The 15,712-nt window shown below is 72.7% G+C and carries 15 protein-coding genes; 5 read left to right on the forward strand and 10 right to left on the reverse strand.

Annotation, left to right across the window (positions count from 1 at the left end; all coding sequences use genetic code 11):
- The first annotated feature begins 58 nt into the window (after window positions 1-58).
- Both ACIP4O_RS17540 and ACIP4O_RS17545 read left to right on the forward strand, forming a co-directional pair.
- Window positions 59-1,186, forward strand: coding sequence for an enolase C-terminal domain-like protein (locus ACIP4O_RS17540; protein WP_361324650.1), 1,128 nt, complete (start codon window positions 59-61; stop codon window positions 1,184-1,186).
- Window positions 1,183-1,584, forward strand: a complete 402-nt coding sequence (locus ACIP4O_RS17545) for a RidA family protein (RefSeq protein WP_401575347.1) — start codon at window positions 1,183-1,185, stop codon at window positions 1,582-1,584. The genes ACIP4O_RS17540 and ACIP4O_RS17545 overlap by 4 nt, the downstream gene beginning before the upstream one ends.
- A 71-nt stretch (window positions 1,585-1,655) precedes the next feature.
- Here ACIP4O_RS17545 and ACIP4O_RS17550 read toward each other — a convergent pair whose 3' ends face one another.
- The 5 genes from ACIP4O_RS17550 to ACIP4O_RS17570 all read right to left on the reverse strand — a co-directional run bounded on the left by ACIP4O_RS17550 (window position 1,656) and on the right by ACIP4O_RS17570 (window position 6,768).
- Complete coding sequence (locus ACIP4O_RS17550; protein ID WP_401575348.1) at window positions 1,656-3,311, reverse strand: purine-cytosine permease family protein; 1,656 nt, start codon at window positions 3,309-3,311, stop codon at window positions 1,656-1,658.
- Between the two features lie 104 nt (window positions 3,312-3,415).
- The gene (locus tag ACIP4O_RS17555) at window positions 3,416-4,756 is read right to left on the reverse strand and encodes an MFS transporter (RefSeq protein ID WP_401575349.1); all 1,341 of its coding nucleotides are present in this window, start codon (window positions 4,754-4,756) and stop codon (window positions 3,416-3,418) included.
- A 40-nt stretch (window positions 4,757-4,796) separates the two neighbouring features.
- Window positions 4,797-5,426, reverse strand: a complete 630-nt coding sequence (locus tag ACIP4O_RS17560; RefSeq protein WP_401575351.1) for an ArsR/SmtB family transcription factor — start codon at window positions 5,424-5,426, stop codon at window positions 4,797-4,799.
- Window positions 5,427-5,529: 103 nt separating this feature from the next.
- Complete coding sequence (locus ACIP4O_RS17565) at window positions 5,530-5,922, reverse strand: PPOX class F420-dependent oxidoreductase (RefSeq protein ID WP_401575352.1); 393 nt, start codon at window positions 5,920-5,922, stop codon at window positions 5,530-5,532.
- A gap of 69 nt (window positions 5,923-5,991) precedes the next feature.
- Window positions 5,992-6,768, reverse strand: coding sequence for a TSUP family transporter (locus ACIP4O_RS17570; RefSeq protein WP_401575353.1), 777 nt, complete (start codon window positions 6,766-6,768; stop codon window positions 5,992-5,994).
- Between the two features lie 83 nt (window positions 6,769-6,851).
- Between ACIP4O_RS17570 and ACIP4O_RS17575 the strand changes: the two genes are divergently transcribed.
- Complete coding sequence (locus ACIP4O_RS17575) at window positions 6,852-7,607, forward strand: helix-turn-helix domain-containing protein (RefSeq protein WP_401575354.1); 756 nt, start codon at window positions 6,852-6,854, stop codon at window positions 7,605-7,607.
- Window positions 7,608-7,718: 111 nt separating this feature from the next.
- The gene (locus ACIP4O_RS17580; protein WP_401575356.1) at window positions 7,719-8,324 is read left to right on the forward strand and encodes a DUF421 domain-containing protein; all 606 of its coding nucleotides are present in this window, start codon (window positions 7,719-7,721) and stop codon (window positions 8,322-8,324) included.
- A 25-nt stretch (window positions 8,325-8,349) separates the two neighbouring features.
- Here the strand turns inward: ACIP4O_RS17580 and ACIP4O_RS17585 are convergent, their stop codons facing one another.
- Genes ACIP4O_RS17585 through ACIP4O_RS17605 form a run of 5 tightly spaced genes read right to left on the reverse strand, consistent with a single transcriptional unit; the run spans window position 8,350 to window position 13,708 of the window.
- Window positions 8,350-9,570: an MFS transporter gene (locus ACIP4O_RS17585; protein ID WP_401575357.1), complete on the reverse strand. Its 1,221-nt coding sequence runs from the start codon at window positions 9,568-9,570 to the stop codon at window positions 8,350-8,352.
- A gap of 4 nt (window positions 9,571-9,574) precedes the next feature.
- Window positions 9,575-10,171, reverse strand: coding sequence for a GNAT family N-acetyltransferase (locus ACIP4O_RS17590; RefSeq protein ID WP_401575358.1), 597 nt, complete (start codon window positions 10,169-10,171; stop codon window positions 9,575-9,577).
- Window positions 10,168-11,358, reverse strand: coding sequence for a type III PLP-dependent enzyme (locus ACIP4O_RS17595; protein WP_401575359.1), 1,191 nt, complete (start codon window positions 11,356-11,358; stop codon window positions 10,168-10,170). The genes ACIP4O_RS17590 and ACIP4O_RS17595 overlap by 4 nt, the downstream gene beginning before the upstream one ends.
- Complete coding sequence (locus tag ACIP4O_RS17600; RefSeq protein WP_401575360.1) at window positions 11,355-12,671, reverse strand: DUF6271 family protein; 1,317 nt, start codon at window positions 12,669-12,671, stop codon at window positions 11,355-11,357. The genes ACIP4O_RS17595 and ACIP4O_RS17600 overlap by 4 nt, the downstream gene beginning before the upstream one ends.
- Window positions 12,653-13,708, reverse strand: coding sequence for a phytanoyl-CoA dioxygenase family protein (locus ACIP4O_RS17605; protein ID WP_401575361.1), 1,056 nt, complete (start codon window positions 13,706-13,708; stop codon window positions 12,653-12,655). The genes ACIP4O_RS17600 and ACIP4O_RS17605 overlap by 19 nt, the downstream gene beginning before the upstream one ends.
- Window positions 13,709-14,113: 405 nt before the next feature.
- Here ACIP4O_RS17605 and ACIP4O_RS17610 point away from each other — a divergent pair, with 405 nt between their 5' ends.
- Complete coding sequence (locus ACIP4O_RS17610) at window positions 14,114-15,670, forward strand: glycoside hydrolase family 3 protein (RefSeq protein ID WP_401575363.1); 1,557 nt, start codon at window positions 14,114-14,116, stop codon at window positions 15,668-15,670.
- The last annotated feature ends 42 nt before the right edge of the window (window positions 15,671-15,712 follow it).

Raw genomic sequence — 15,712 nt, forward strand, 5'->3', positions numbered from 1 at the left:
CGCCCCGTACCGCCCGCACCACCCGTACCACCCGCACCACCACTCAGCGAGGAACCCCATGAAGATCACCGGCGTCGACGTCCACGTCGTCAACCTCCCCCTCCTCAACCCCTTCACCTCCTCCTTCGAGACCAAGACGGGCGAGACCCGCACCGTCGTCCGCATCCGCACCGACAGTGGCGTCGAGGGCTGGGGCGAGACGATGTGGGGGCAGCCCGTGGCCGCGCTCGTGCGCGTCCTCGCCGAGGACCTGATCGGCACGAGCCCCTTCGCGCTCGAAGCCTTCCACCGCAAGCAGCACATGGTGCCCTTCTTCCACGGCTACCTCGGCTACGCGGCGCTCGCCGCGCTCGACGTCGCCTGCTGGGACGCCATGGGCAAGGCGACGGGGCAGTCCGTCACCGACCTGCTCGGCGGCCCCGTGCGCACCGAGGTCCCCCTCACCGCGCTCATCACGCGCGCCGACGCCCCCGGCGCCTCGCGCGCCGACCTGCCGGGCGCGCTCGCCGAGCACACCGCGAAGGTCGTCGCCGAGGGCGGCTTCCGCGCCGTCAAGCTCAAGGGCACCACCGACGTGGCCGGGGACGTCGCGATCCTGCGCGCCCTGCGCGCCGAACTCCCCGCGATCGACCTGCGCGTCGACCCCAACGCCGCCTGGTCCGTCCCGGACTCGATCCGCGCAGGGATAGCCCTGGAGGAACTCGACCTGGAGTACCTGGAGGACCCCTGCGTCGGCATCGAGGGCATGAGCCAGGTGCGCGCGAAGGTCCGTATCCCGCTGTGCACCAACATGTGCCTCGTGCGCTTCGAGGAGTTCGCGCCCGCCGTGCGGCTCGGTGCCGTGGACGTCGTGCACGGCGACGTCTACAAGTGGGGCGGCATCGCCGCGACGAAGGCCCTCGCCGCGCACTGCGAGACCTTCGGGCTCGGCATGAACCTGCACAGCGGCGGCGAACTCGGCATCGCGACCGCCGCGCACCTCGCCGTCGTCGCGAGCACCCCGGTCCTCTCCCGCGCCATCGACTCCATGTACTACCTGCACGCCGACGACATCATCGAGCCCCTGACCCTGCGCGAGGGCAGCCTCACCGTCCCCACCGGCCCCGGGCTCGGCGTCACCGTCGACGAGGACAAGCTCCACCACTACGCCGAGGTCAACGCGAAGGAAGGGGACCTGACCCGATGAGCGAGCGGACGACGAAACACGCCCTGCGCACCGAGGCGGCGCCCCCGCCCGCCGGTGCCTACAGTCAGGGCCTCGCGGCGGGCCCGTACGTGTACACCTCCGGGCTCGGCCCGCAGGACCCCGCGAGCGGGGCGGTACCGGAGGGCATCGCGGCGCAGACCACGCAGGTGCTCGCGAACCTCGCCGCCGTCCTCGCGGCGGACGGCCTCTCCCTCGGCGACGTCGTCAAGGCGACCGTCCATCTCCAGCACCTGCGCCGCGACTTCGCGGGCTTCGACGCCGCCTACCGCGCGGCCTTCGAGGCCACGGGCGGGCCCCTCCCGGTGCGTACGACGGTCGGCTCGGACCTCATGGACATCCTGGTCGAGATCGACGTCGTGGCGCTGCGGCGCACCTGAGCGGGGGTACGGGGCGGGGACGGCGCCCACCGAGGGCGCGCCGTCCCCGCCCCGTACCGCGCGGCCACGCCTCACACCGGCAGCACGTGTTCCCCGGTGCGGTCCGTGCTCAGGCACAGCGAGCACACGTGCGCCTCGTGCGTCGCGCACGCCGTGACATCGGGGCGCTCGTACTCCCGCGCGCACACGTGGCACGTGTACGGGCTCGCGCTCGGGTTGCCGCCCTCGTCCAGGAGTGGTTCCGCGATGCCGTCGTCCGCGCGCCGCAGGTAGTACTTCCCGCGTGTCACCAGGGCCATGACGGGGGTGAGGACGAAGGCGAGGAGGACGGCGGCGACGGGGGAGTAGGGCTGGAGCGTGTCGCCGAGCGCGTGGAAGTACATCGCGATCGACAGGCCCGAGGCCGCGACGAAGGAGACGACGCCGACCGGGTTGACCGCGTAGAGCATCCCGCGCCGGAACTCGGGCTGGAGCGGCGAGAGCCTCAGCACGTACTTGTTGACCATGATGTCGGTCGCCACGGTCACGACCCAGGCGATCGCGCAGTTCGAGTAGAAGCTCAGGATGTCGTTGAGGAAGCTGAACATGTCGGCCTCCATCAGCGCGAGTGCGAAGCCGAGGTTGACGAGGACGAAGACCATGCGGCCCGGGTAGCGGCGGGTCACCCGGGTGAAGGAGTTCGTCCACGCGAGCGAGCCCGAGTACGCGTTCGTCACGTTGATCTTGATCTGGCTGATCACGACGAGGACGACGGCGAGCGGCACGACGAGCCAGGAGGGCATCATCGCGTCGAACGCGCCCCGGAACTGCTGGATCGGCTCGGTCGCGGCGGCCGGTCCCACGCCGGAGAGGATGTACACGGCGAGGAAGACGCCGATCGCCTGCTTGAGCGCGCCGAGCACCACCCAGCCCGGACCGGCCATGACGACGGCCGTCCACCACGCGCGCCTGTTCTTGTCGGTACGGGGCGGCATGAAGCGCAGGTAGTCGATCTGCTCGCCGATCTGCGCGATGAGCGAGAGGCACACGCCCGCGCCGAGCAGCACCGAGGCGGTGTTGATCCCGCCGTCCCCCGAGGTGCCCGCGTAGGCGAGGAAACGGTCCACCGTGCCCGGGTCCTCGGCGACGACGTAGACGAGCGGTCCCACCATGAGCAGGAGCCACACGGGCGTGGTCCACACCTGGAGCTTGCTGAGCGCCTTCATCCCGTGGATCACGAGCGGGATCACCATGAACGTCGACACCAAGTACCCGAGCCACAAGGGCAGATGGAGCCCCAGTTTGAGACCCTGCGCCATAATCGAGCCTTCGAGCGCGAAGAAGATGAAGGTGAAGCTCGCGAAGATGACACTCGTGAGGACCGAGCCGAAGTAGCCGAAGCCCGAACCGCGGGTGATGAGGTCCAGGTCGAGGTTGTAGCGCGCCCCGTAGTACGCGAGCGGGAAGCCCGTCACGAAGATGAGGACGGCCGCGACACCGATCGCGAGCAGCGCGTTCCCCGTGCCGTGGCTGAGCCCGATCCCCGCGCCGATGGAGAAGTCCGCCATGTAGGCGATCCCGCCGAGCGCCGTCGTCGCCACGACCATGGGCGTCCAGCGGCGGTACGAGCGCGGGGCGAAGCGGAGCGTGTAGTCCTCCAGCGTCTCCCGCACCGCCCCGCTCTCGCGTACGGGTCCCTCTGGCGTGGGTTCGGCGGCGGCCGGCGGCCGTGACTGGGTGGTGCTCATGCATGCCCTCCTGGGGACGGTAGGTGATGCCGGGCAGGAGGGAGGCTAGGGACGGGGTGTTTCCCGCCGTCCGCGCGCCGCGTGAACGGGGCGTTACGGAGTGCTCACGCGTCCTGGCGGGCCGGGCTCACGGGCACGGGCGCGTCCGAGACGGCACGGCCCGTCAAGGCGACTTGTTTTCGCGGGAGTTCGGCGCGGCGCGCCGCCGGGCTGAGGAGCAGGTACGCGGCACCGCAGGCCGAGAACGCCGCCGTCCCCGCGAAGACCGGGCCCGCCCCCCAGACACCGATCGCGGCACCCGCCACCGGGTACGACAGCGGGGCCAGCCCGACCATCGTGAGCATCACGACGGAGGTGACGCGCCCGAGGTAGGCGGGGTCGGCGGCGTTCTGGAGAAGGCTGTTGTCGAGAGCCCCCGCCGTCCCGGCCGCGAGCCCCGTGAGCGCAGCGCACCCGACGACGACACCGAGGACGGGCACGGAACCGAGCACCGCCGCGCTCGCACACGCGAGCCCGAGCGCCCCGCTCAACACGAGACCGGCGCGCGGTACCCACCCGACCACTGTGATGAGCGCCGCGCTGGCCGCCGCTCCGGCACCGAAGGCGCCCACGATCCAGCCGTACCCCGAAGGGCCCCAACCGCGCTCGGTGTTGAGGAGCAGGAGACCGACGTTGAGTGTCGAGCTGAGCCCGAGTTCGCACAGCGCGAGGGCGAGGACGAGGGGCCGCACGAGCGGGTGCCGGCGGATATAGCGCAGACCGTCGAGCAACTCGGCGCGCAGGCCGCCGTGTTCACCCGCACTGGTCTTGTCGCTCGCCGCCGGGGGACGTATCCGCAGCGAGAACAGCAGCGGCAGCGACGCCGCGAAGAGCGCCCCCGCGACGACGAAGGCGAGCGGCACCCCGCCGAGCCCCAGCGCGAGCCCCGCGAGCGGCGGTGCGGCGATCTGGCTCAGCCGCATCGCGAGCGACCGCATCCCGATGACGCGTGCGAACTGCTCGGGACGGGTCAGGCGCGGCGGCAGCGCGCCCACGGCCGGCACGAACAGCGCGTCCACCGTGCCGAAGACGAGCGCCACGCACACGAGGAGCCACAGCGCGGGCGAGGCGACGGCGACCACCGCGGCCACCCCGAAAATCAGCACGCACCGCACCGTGTCGCTGCCGAGGACGATCCGGCGCGGGTCGAGGCGGTCGGCGAGCACCCCGCCGCCCAGCATGAGCAACGCGCGCGGCACGGCCCCCGTGGCCATCACGACCCCCACCCCGGCCGGATCGGTGACCTTCTGCGCCGTCCAGCCCAGCGCCACGAAGTACACGCCGTCGCCGACGAGTGAGGCGGTGTACGCCAGGAGCCAGCGCAGCACGTTGCCGTCGCGGTGCGCGGGGCGGGAGGGCGTGGTGGGCGCCGGCGGGACGGGGAGGGCTGGAGCGGGGGCGGCCATGACGGGACTCCTCGGGGTGCGCGGGAGGGGACGTGGGGCTTCAGGGGCGGAACGGGAAGCTGTACAGGTGCAGGGAGACGTGCTCGCGCTCCCCTCCGCCACCGGACCGTGCCGCTGCCTTGGCCCGCTCGCGCCACCGCGCGGCCAGCGCCTCGAACTCGCTTCCCATCTCGGCCAGTTCGTCGGCGGTGAGGTCCATGATCCATTCCGACGACGTTGCCGCGTCGGACCACCGCGCGCCCCACGCCTGCGCCTGTGCGAGGTAGTGCCGGTACTGCTCGAAGCGGGTCTCGACGATCGCGTGTGCCACGGCCTGCGTGGTGGCCGCCCCCTCCGGCGTCCCGGTGAACTGCGAGTCGCGGAAGCCGAATCCGCCCTCGTTCGCGACCCGCCACCAGCGCTCGCGACCGTCCCTCGCGTGCTCGGGTGCCTCCGCCACGAACTCGTGCTCGGCGAGCTTGCGCAAGTGGTAACTGACCAGCGAGGGCGCCTCGTCGACCTGCTCGGCGAGCTGTGAGGCGGTCGCCGCCCCGGCCGCGTGGAGCAGCCGGTACAGGCGCATGCGCAGCGGATTGGTGAACGCCTTCAGACGCGCGAGCTCGGTGACCCGCTCGGGGCGGGGGCCGGGGTGAGAGGGGTCCTGGGGGGCGGAGTCCTGGTGAGGGGGCATGCGCCGAGTATGGTTCCGCAAGAAAAACTGCGCAACCATCCTTGCGAAATTATTCTTTCGCGATATCGGAGCGGCGCGCCCCGGCCCCGCGCCCCGCTGGTCCCTACGCCCCCGCCGGGAACTCCACCGCCACCGCGACGCCGGGCCTGTTCATACGCGGCACCACGCGCCGCACGAGGTCGGTGAGCCGCACCAGCACGTACTTGCGCGCGAGCGCCCGCCGCGCCACCCGGCCCTCCGCCTCGTCCAGGACGCGGCCCGTCCCCTCGTACGTGCCCGCGCCCGCCGCGATCCGCCCGCGCACGTCGCAGGCGCGCACGCTCACACGGCTCGTGTGCCGCAGCCGCTTCACCTTTCCCGCGTGCGCGTCGCTCCACGCCACGAGCCGCTCGCCGTCCACGGCGAGCCACACCGGCGTCGCGACGGCCTCGCCGCTCTTGCGGTACGTGACGAGACTGACGTACTTCGCGGCGGCCAGCTCAGCGGGAACGCTCATGCCGCACCCTCCTCGTTCGGGGCTCGTGAGGGGCCGACTCTACGGGGCGGTGGCTCGGTTGAGGAGGCGTCAGCCCGTGCACGCGACCGCGGCCCCCGCCGCGACGAGCAGTGCGACGTACGCCCCCGCGTGCAGCGCGTCCGGGACGCGCGGCGGGCGGCGGCGCAGCAGCACCACGACCACCGTCGAACCGGCCAGCAGCGACAGCGCCGCGACGACGTCCACCGCCCCGACGAGCCCGGCACCCGAGGGCGTGTTCCCGCGCACCACGAGCGAGACGCACAGCGCGGGCGCGACGATCGCCAGCGTCAGCGGATTGGCGAGCGCCGCCGCCACCGGCATCGGCGCTCCCGCCCGGCGCAGCAGCGGCACCGTCATCACGCTGCCGCCCACGCCGAGGAACGAGGCGACGCCACCGATCGGCAGCCCCAGCCAGGTCGGCAGCGCGTGCCGCCGCCCCGCCACCGCGCGGGCGGGCCGCAGGAAACCGGGCCGCGCCAGCAGATCCACGACCGTGACCCCCACGTACGCCACGAAACCCCAGCGCAGCACCGGGTCCGGCGCGAACCGCCCGGCGACCGCCCCCAACGCCCCGCCCGCGCCGAGCAGCACGAAGAGCGCCCACCGCCCACGCAGTTCGCGCGGCGGGGCGGCGAGCGTGGCGACGAGCGCGTTGACGAGCATGACCAGCGCGGACGTCGCCGTCGCCACCCGCACGGCGTCACCGCCGAGCCCGGCGTCCACCACCGTGATCACCGGGACCGTCACGAAGCCCCCGCCGAAACCGAAGAGCGCGGTGGTCACCCCGACGCCGAGACCGAGCAGAAAAAGTACGAGTACGGACACCCCCCGAGCACATCGCACCCGACCGATGGCGGGCAATCGCAGGCCGGGCGACATTCTTCGCGACTTCGCCATACCCTGGCGGTGTGCGCAACGTCCCCCTCGACGCCCTCGACCATCTCCCCGTCGACGTCCTCCCGCTCGGCACCGACTACCCGCCGGACCACCTCCTCGCCCGGCACACCCACCGCCGAGCCCAACTGCTCCACGGGGCCTCCGGCGTCATGCGCCTGGAGACCGAGGAGGGTGCCTGGACCGTCCCCGTCGACCGGGCCGTGTGCATTCCGCCCGGCACCCCGCACGAGGTCCACATGCGGGGAGTCACCACCTGGAGCCTGTACATCGAGCCGGACGCCGTCCCCTGGTGGCCCACGTCCTGCACGGTCATCGAGGTCGGCCCGCTGCTGCGCGAACTCCTCCGCGCCGCGAACGACTTGGGCGCCGACTACGACACCGCCGGGCGCGACGGCGCGCTCATCGCCCTCCTCCTGCACGAACTGCGCCGCACCGCGTCCGCCCCGTTCGCCGTCTCGCTCCCGCGCGAGGAGCCCTTCCGCGCCCTGTGCCGCGCCTACCTCGCGGCCCCCGACACCGCGCTGACGAACACGGACTGGGCCCGCGCGGCGGCGATGAGCCCCCGTACCTTCGACCGCCGTTTCCACGCCCTCACCGGCACGAGTCCCGCCACCTGGCGGGCCAGGGCCCGCCTCCTCGCCGCCCTCCCCCTCCTGCCCGCGCACAGCGTCACCGCGGTCGCCGCACGTCTCGGCTACTCCTCTCCCGCGGCCTTCACCGCCGCCTTCACCCGCGCCTTCGGGGCCCCGCCGTCGAAACTGGGCTGACCAAGAGCAGGCGCCTGCATTTCGTCCGCTCCACACCAGGGACACCAGGGACGAAGCCTCTCTGGCGACGAGACGGGCGTTATGTTGGCATTCGTCTTGTGAGGAGTGGCTGTGTGGCACGACATGCTGACGATTCAGCTCCCCATCGCGGAGAAGATCCTGCGGACCGTCCTCGTGTACGCCGCGATGGTGGTCCTCTTCCGGCTCAGCGGGAAACGCGGTCTGGCCAGCCTCAACACCTTCGACTTCGTCGTGGTCTTCCTTCTCTCCAACGTGGTGCAGAACGCCGTCATCGGAGCGGACGACAGTCTCTTGGGCGGCCTCGTCGGCGCCGTCACCCTCGTCGCCGTCAACGCGCTCATGAACCGGCTGACCGTGGCGAGCCCTCGCATCGCCCGTGCCCTTGAGGGAACGTCGACGACAGTGGTCGAGAACGGCTCCGTCATGACGGGCGCCGTCCGGCGGCTGGCCGTGCGCCCCTCGGAGATCGAGCATGCCGTCCGGGTGCAGAACGGGGAAGGGATCGGCGACGTCGCCTCGGCCCGTCTGGAGCCCGACGGCCAGCTCATCGTCGTGCTGAAGCAGTCCGCGGGAGCCCCGACGCGCGCCGACGTCGCACGTCTGGGGAAGCGGCTGACGGCGATCGAGGGGCTGCTGCACGCCGAGGCGGCCGGGACCCGTCCGGAATCCACGGGCGGACAGGGCAACGACTCGTGAGGGCGCCGGGGAACGGCGCGGCCGTTCAGGCGGCGACCGCCTCCTCGGCGCTGGAGCCGGTGCCAGTGCGCGCACGGCGGTCCGGCCACGGGATGCGGACGCCGCACAGCGCGACCACGTAGGCGGCCCCCGCGACGCAGGCGAGCCCCCACACCAGGCTGCTGGCGCTGGCCACGAAACCGATCAGCGGAGGACCGGCGAGCAGCCCCGTCGTTCCCATGGCCGCGACCAGCGTGAGCGCGTTCCCGCCCTGCTGGGCGGCGGCCACGTAGACGCACGGGGTGACCGCGGCGACACCGAGCCCGACACAGGCGAAACCGGCGAAGGCCGGCCAGACACCCCCGGCCGCGAGTGCCAGGACGAGCCCGGAACCGGCCAGGGCGCTGCCCAGGACCACAACCCGGCCGTCGCCCCAGCGCTCACGCCAGCCGTCGGCGCACAGCCGCGCGAGGACCATGACGCCGGAGACGACGGCGATACCCAGCGGCGCGAGCTGCTCCGAGGCGTCGGCGACATCCCGCAGGTACAGGGCGGACCAGTCGTTCATCGCGCCCTCCACGACCGTCCCGAAGACCATGGCGGCGCACATCCACCACACGGCCGCGCCCGGCAGCGTCCAGCGGCGTGGTTCCGGTGCTGCTTCCGCCTCGGCGGGCGCGGAAGGCGCCGCGACCTCTTCCGCACGGGTGAGCAGGCCCGTCCAGGCGCCCGCGGTGAGCAGGACGAGGAGAGCGGCGGCGACGGCGAAGTGGGCGGTGAGCGAGGACGTCATGAGGTGCACCCCGGAGGCGAGCACCCCCGCGAGGAAGGAGCCGCCGCTGAAGACGGCGTGCAGCTTCGCCATCGTGTGCCGTGCGTACCGGGCCTCCAGGGCGGCGCCCTGCGCGTTCATCGCCGTGTTGAGGCAACCGACGAAGACCCCGTCGACGCACACCACCAACAGGGCGACCGGATAGTTGGGGGCGGCGGCCAGGGCGAGGAGGACGAGGGCCAGCGCCGTGGTCGAGAGCAGAGCGAGCCGGCGCGAGCCCAGGCGCCGCATCAGCAGCGCGATGAGAGGGAAGGACACGCAGGAGCCCACCCCCGCGGCCATCAGCAGGAAGCCGACCTCGGCGGCGTTCAGGCCGAGCCCGGATTTCAGCGCCGGGATGCGGGAGGCCCACGTGGCGTACTGGAAGCCCAGGGCGCAGAAGAGCGCGGCGGTGGCGAACTGCCCGCGTCTGAACGAGGGAACGGGGGAGGGCATGAGGTCAACTCCGCCTGTGTGAGGGGTGATGGGCAGGGGACGCGGAGCGACCCGGGGACGGTTCCCGCGACGCGAGCGAGCGGGACATGTACACGGCCGACGCGCCGTAGTCGGTGACGGCCACGTCCGGTTGGGCGACGTAGCCGAGCGCGGCCCAGAAGCGGTCCGCCCCGCCCACGGCGACGAGCGAGACGGAGGTGCAGCCCCGGTCCCGCGCGGCGTCCTCCACGTGTGCCACGAGGCGACGCCCGAGGCCGCGCCCGCGCAGGAGCGGGCTCACGACGAGGTCGTGGATGTGCAGGTTCTCGCGAAGGGCGGGCGCCGGCTCCGCGCGTCCCCACGACGGCGGGCGTCGCGGCGGGCTGGGCAGCGCGAGCAGGTATCCGCCGACGGTCTCCGCCCCGGTGCGCGCCACGAAGCACGTGCCGGGCGAGACCGCGGCCTTGGCGCGGAGGACCCGGGGGCTCTCGGAGAGGCCGAGCGGGGCGTACGCCGCGGCCTCCAGGGAGATGATCGCGGCCCAGTCCGCCGGGCCGAGGCCGTGGATCACGGGCTCCGCCGCCACCGGCCCCGACGCCACGGTCCCGCGCGCCGCGCTCACAGGCCGTCTCCCCGCGCGTCCGGCGCCACGCCGGTGAGGACGACGGGGAGGGGGGAGAAGCCGTTGAATCCGCGCGTCGTGTAGCTCAGCGCGTACGCGCCGCAGGAGAGGATCTCGACAGGATCGCCCGAGCGCAGATCCGCGGGAACCCGCACGTGCCCGCGGTCGTGCGCGAAGGCGTCGTCGCTGTCGCACGTCGGGCCCGCCACGACCGCCGGGACCCGGGGGGCCGCGGAGCGGGTGGGGAAGCGCAGACGGTACTGGAGGGCGTCCATCTCGTAGAGGCCGTTGAACTTCCCGCAGCTCAGGTAGAGCCAGTGCTGCAGGACGCCGTCGGGCATGCGCCGCCGCGTCAGGCGTACGACGCGGGCGTGGATGGTGCCGTGGTCGGCGACCAGCCACCGGCCCGGCTCCATGACGACGTCGAGGTGCCCGCCGTGGACGGCACGCAGCCGCTCGACACCCTCCCGGAGCGTGGCGAAGATCTTGTCCAGCGGGGGGTCGAGCGGTTCGCCCTCGGCGCTCAGGTACCCCCGGGCGGGCAGGCCGCCCCCGAGGTTCACGTGGTCCAGCGTGATGCCTGCCTCACCCAGCGCCTCCAGCACCGCCGCGAGACGTTCGCACGCCTCGCGCCAGGCGTCGGGGTCCATCTGCTGCGAGCCCACGTGCACCGAGAGCCCGGAGGGCACGAGACCGAGACCGGCCGCCTCGCGCAGGAGCCGTACGCCCTCGTCCGGCGCACAGCCGAACTTGTGCTTGAGACCCCACAGCGCGCTCCCGCCCTCCACGGCGATCCGGCAGAACACTCGCGCGCCGGGGGCGTGGCGCGCGAGTGCCGCGAGGTCCTCACGGCTGTCCGTCACGAAGAGGCGCACCCCCAGGGCGTACGCCTCCGCGATGTCCGCGTCGGACTTGATCGTGTTGCCGTAGTGGACGCTCTCGACGGGGAACCCGGCACGCAGCGCCTGCCGCAGCTCCTGCGGCCCGGCCGCGTCCACCCCGGCGCCCACGGCGGCGAGAGCGCGCAGAACCCCGTCGTCGGGAGCCGCCTTCATGGCGAACCGCACGGCAGCGGAGGGGAGTTCGCGACACAGCTCGGCGTACCGGGCGCGGATGCCGTCGAGGTCGTACACGAGCCGGTCGTGGCCACCCGACTCCCCGGGGCGTGGTCGCGGCGGGGACGTCATATTTCCTCCTGTGCGGCGTGCGGCCCGGCCTGGCGCGCCCCGGCGACGAGGGCGGGCCATATGTCGATGAGCAGGGCGTAGTCCTCCATGTCCGAGCGGGCCTCCGCCGGCAGCGACTCCCGCGATGGGCGCAGCCGGTCGGCGAAGTCGGCATAGCGCCCGCCCAGCCGGCGGTAGGCGGCGTCGACGCGGTCGAGGCGATCGAGGTTCTCGGCGGGGTCCACGACGGCGGCGCGCCGCACGATGCCGGCCACCCGCTCCGCGTCGACGGTGCCGTCGTCGAGCAGGAGGCCCGAACCCGCGCGGGCGAGCGCCGCGTACGCCGGGTGGAGGTGCGCCATCGACAGGAGGAACTTCACGAAGCGCGTCTGATAGGCGAGGAAGCCGGAATCCGTACGGCGTTCGCCCGTGTAGTAGTTGACGATGTGCCGGTTGTGCAGGACGCCGGGGAGACCCGCGTGGTGGACGAGGTGGAGGAGGAAGTAGTCGCTTCCGATGGTGTTCGTCGCGGGGGGCAGCGGGACGCGGGCGTGCACGTCCTGGAAGGCGATGTTGCACATGTCGACCCGCATCGGGTCGACCCGGGTCAGCAGCGCGTGGTCGCCCTCGAAGGCCGCGTTGCCCGCGCCGAGGAACGACTCGGCGACCAGCGCCCGCCTCTCCTCCTCGGTCGCGTCCGCGGGCGCCCACAGGCTGACCACGTCGTGGTACGCCTCGGGGTCCAGGGCGGCGATCTCGGCGATGTCGACGGAGGGCGGGCCGACGAAGGACGCCCCGACCAGCGAGACGGTGCGGGCGGCCTCGCGCGGGGAGAGGTCGCACTCGTCCACGTCGCCGATCAGGTCGGCGGCCCGCGCGCCCAGCGCCCGCAGCTCGTGGTGGATCGGGAAGACCTTCTCGCCGTCGTGCTCCTGGTAGCGGCTGTCGGAGTCCCTGCGGTGCACGGACACGCAGCCGAGCGCGAGGCTGAGGAGGAACGCCCGGTTGGTGCACGCCCCGTAGGAGGGCTCCGAGGGAAGCATCAGGTCGAGCAGCAGCTCGGTCTTCGGGCTGTCCGTGCCCGCGAGCACCCGACGCAGGAAGGCGCGCTGCTCCTCCTCGTCGAAGTGGTGGACGCGCACGCGCGGAGGGAGGGAGAGCTGCCCCAGGGCCGCCCGGTGGGCCGCGCGCGTCTCGGGAGCGCTGGAGTCGAGGACGAGGAGGTGGACCTCGACGTCGAAGTGCCCGACCGCGTAGGCGGCTTCCTCGCCCAGAAGCCGCAGGGTGGTCACGCACTCCCGGTCGGTCGGGAGGGTCAGGCAGACGCTGCGCACGAGCCCGCCCCCTTCATGTCCGCCTCCCGCCAGGACCGCAGGCCGAGCAGGCGTTCCCCCAGTTCGTCCAGCTCGGGGCGCGGGTAGCGCTCGGCCTCCGGGCGCACGGCGTCGCCCAGGAGGGTGCCGTTCCAGGTGGGGGTGCTCAGGTCCCGCCACGAGTCCACCCGCGAGCGGCGCAGTTCCTCGTGCTGCTCCAGGGCGGGCATCATCGACAGGTACTGCACCGCGCGGGCCCCGGCGGTGGAGAGGTTGGCCGCCACGCCGTGCGCGAGGTGACCGTTGAAGATGAGCAGATCGCCCGCGCGCAGTTCGGGGCGCACGACGGGCATCTCGGAGCGGTCGACGGCCGGACGGATGGGGTCGCGGTCGGCCGGCTGCTCGGCCTTCCACCGGTCGAACTGCCGGAAGAGTTCGGGGCAGCACTGGAATCCGCCCTGCTCGGGCACGGTGTCGTTGAGTGCGAGGATGCCCTGGACGCGCTGGGGCGGGATGCCGCGCGTGCTGTCGACGTCCCAGTGCAGATCGATGTCGAAACCGGTCGGGCGGAACTCGATCAGCGAGCGGTCGCGGGTCTTGATGTTCGGCGGATTGAGGTTCAGCCGGTCCAGGGTGACCCACAGTTCGTCGCAGTCCCACACGTCGGCGAAGGCCTCGTACACACGCCGGCGCTGCCTGTTCCGCCACATCAGCTCGTGGTGGTACGCCTCCACGAATCCGTAGATGTGCAGCTCCTGGTCCAGCTCGGAACGGTACTCGCGCTCGTCGTACCAGGTCTCGGGGCGTTCGGGGTCGAGCCCCTGGAACTCCCAGGCGACGTCGAGGAGTCGCTGGGCGTCCTCGCGCGGGACGGCCTGCTCGACCACGACGTAGCCGTAGGTCTGCCAGAAGGAGAACTGCTCCTCGCTCAGCACGCGCAGCGGGCGCGTCTTGCGCAGCTCGCGCAGCGGGGTGGCGGCGAGGTAGGTCTCGCCGTCCGCGCTGAAGTAGGGACGGGTGGTCGCGGCACGGTGCAGGTACGGATCGGCCGTGGGCATGAGGGAACTCCAGGGCTCTCGAGCGTGGGGAGGGCGAGGCGTCGTACGGGCGCGGTGTCCTGACCAGGGCACACGGCATACGCGAACGACGGATGCGGGTGAGGAGGAAGACGGGGGCGCTCGGTTCGAAGCGGCGCCTCGCCCTCCACGTTGGACTAGACCAGCGAAGCCTGTCAACGCCTCATCCGTCACTGACGTCACGTCAGTTTCATTACTGACCAGTACTTTTACGTCCCGCCCCGGCTTCCGTGTGTCGACGTGGTGAACGATCGGCCGATTCTGGTCCAGACCACTTGACAGCGCACCTCGCGCCGCGTTGGGTCAAAGGTCCAGACCAGGAAACGGCGCGGGGCAACCCCCCTGTGTCCCCTGGCGGTTCGGCACGCACCACCTGAAGGGCACCCCATGCACAACAAGAAGGAGCTGCGCCGCCTCGCACTCGGCGTCCTCCAGCCGGGCTTTCTCGGCACCACGGCTCCCGAGTGGCTCCTCGCCGCCATCCGGGACGGCCTCGCGTCCGTGGTGCTCTTCTCCCGCAACATCGAGACGCCCGAGCAGGTGGCCGCGCTCACCACGCGCCTCCGTGCCGAGAACCCCGAACTCGTCATCGCGATCGACGAGGAGTCCGGAGACGTCACACGCATCGAGTCCCGCACCGGTTCCACCCGCCCGGGCAACCACGCCCTCGGGTACCTCGACGACACCGCGACGACCCACGCCGTCGCCCAGGACCTCGGCCACACGCTGCGCGCGGCGGGCGTCAGCCTCGACTACGCGCCGAGCGCCGACGTCAACAGCAACCCCGACAACCCCATCATCGGCGTCCGTTCCTTCGGCGCCGACCCCGACAGCGTGGCCCGGCACACCTCCGCATGGATTCGCGGCCTCCAGTCGGCCGGCGTCGCCGCCTGCGCAAAACACTTCCCCGGCCACGGAGACGTCGCCGTCGACTCCCACCACAGCCTGCCCGTCTACGAGGCATCCGATCGCGACATCGCCCGCCAGGCGCTGCCCCCCTTCCGCGCCGCCATCGCGGCAGGAGCGCGCGCGATCATGAGCGCACACCTCCTCGTGCCCGCTCTCGACCCGCACCACCCGGCCACGCTCAGCCGCCGCATCCTCACGACCCTGCTCCGCGAGGAGCTCGGCTACGAGGGGCTCATCGTCACCGACGCCATCGAAATGGGCGCGGTCGCCGACGAGTACGGCATCGAAGGCGCCGCCGTGCGGGCCATCACGGCCGGTGCCGACGCGATCTGCGTCGGCGGCGAGAACGCGAGCGAGGGCATCACCCACAGCCTCGCCGACGCCCTGGTCGAAGCCGTCCTCAGCGGCGACCTGCCCGCCGCACGCCTCGCCGACGCCGCCCGTCGCGTGGCCGAGTTCGCGACCTGGTCGACGGAGCTGCGCCGCAACGCCACGGGCGCACCCGACCCGTTCGTCGGCCTCGACGCGGCCCGCCGCGCGATCCGCCTCAGCGACGCCGCACGCACCCAACTGCCCCTGACCGGGGCCGCGCACGTCGTCGAGCTGGCTCCCCGCACCAATCTCGCCATCGGCAAGGAAACGCCGTGGGGGATCGCGGCGCCCCTGCGCGCCCGCACCCCCGACACCACCTCGGTGCGGTTGCGCGAGGAGGACCTCCCGGCCGAGGCCCCCCTGCCCGCCGGAGTGCTCGCTCCCGCCGACGGCCGCGCGCTGGTCGTCGTCGTCAGGGACGCCGGGCGCCACGCGTGGATGCGCCGGGCGCTGACGGACATCGTCTCGGCGCGCCCGGACGCCCTCGTGGTCGAGACCGGACTGCCCGGCTCGCTGCCCGGTGACGCCCACCTCTGTACCCACGGCGCCTCCACCGCGTCCGCCCAAGCGGTCGCCGCGCTCCTCACCGACGGTTCCGGCCTCCACGACTACGAGACCCCGCAGGCGTCTTTGGCCGTCCCGGCCTCCGCGGACCTGTCCTGAGATCCACGCGACTTGTCCCGGCCATCGGTCCGGGACCGTCGC

The sequence above is a fragment of the Streptomyces sp. NPDC088923 genome (assembly GCF_044749745.1).
Classification (GTDB): Bacteria; Actinomycetota; Actinomycetes; order Streptomycetales; family Streptomycetaceae; genus Streptomyces.

Coding starts and splice junctions, on each gene's coding strand:
- ACIP4O_RS17540 (WP_361324650.1), top strand. CDS start 59: ATGAAGATCACCGGCGTCGACGTCCACGTCGTCAACCTCCCCCTCCTC.
- ACIP4O_RS17545 (WP_401575347.1), top strand. CDS start 1,183: ATGAGCGAGCGGACGACGAAACACGCCCTGCGCACCGAGGCGGCGCCC.
- ACIP4O_RS17550 (WP_401575348.1), bottom strand. CDS start 3,311: ATGAGCACCACCCAGTCACGGCCGCCGGCCGCCGCCGAACCCACGCCA.
- ACIP4O_RS17555 (WP_401575349.1), bottom strand. CDS start 4,756: ATGGCCGCCCCCGCTCCAGCCCTCCCCGTCCCGCCGGCGCCCACCACG.
- ACIP4O_RS17560 (WP_401575351.1), bottom strand. CDS start 5,426: ATGCCCCCTCACCAGGACTCCGCCCCCCAGGACCCCTCTCACCCCGGC.
- ACIP4O_RS17565 (WP_401575352.1), bottom strand. CDS start 5,922: ATGAGCGTTCCCGCTGAGCTGGCCGCCGCGAAGTACGTCAGTCTCGTC.
- ACIP4O_RS17585 (WP_401575357.1), bottom strand. CDS start 9,570: ATGCCCTCCCCCGTTCCCTCGTTCAGACGCGGGCAGTTCGCCACCGCC.
- ACIP4O_RS17595 (WP_401575359.1), bottom strand. CDS start 11,358: ATGACGTCCCCGCCGCGACCACGCCCCGGGGAGTCGGGTGGCCACGAC.
- ACIP4O_RS17605 (WP_401575361.1), bottom strand. CDS start 13,708: ATGCCCACGGCCGATCCGTACCTGCACCGTGCCGCGACCACCCGTCCC.
- ACIP4O_RS17610 (WP_401575363.1), top strand. CDS start 14,114: ATGCACAACAAGAAGGAGCTGCGCCGCCTCGCACTCGGCGTCCTCCAG.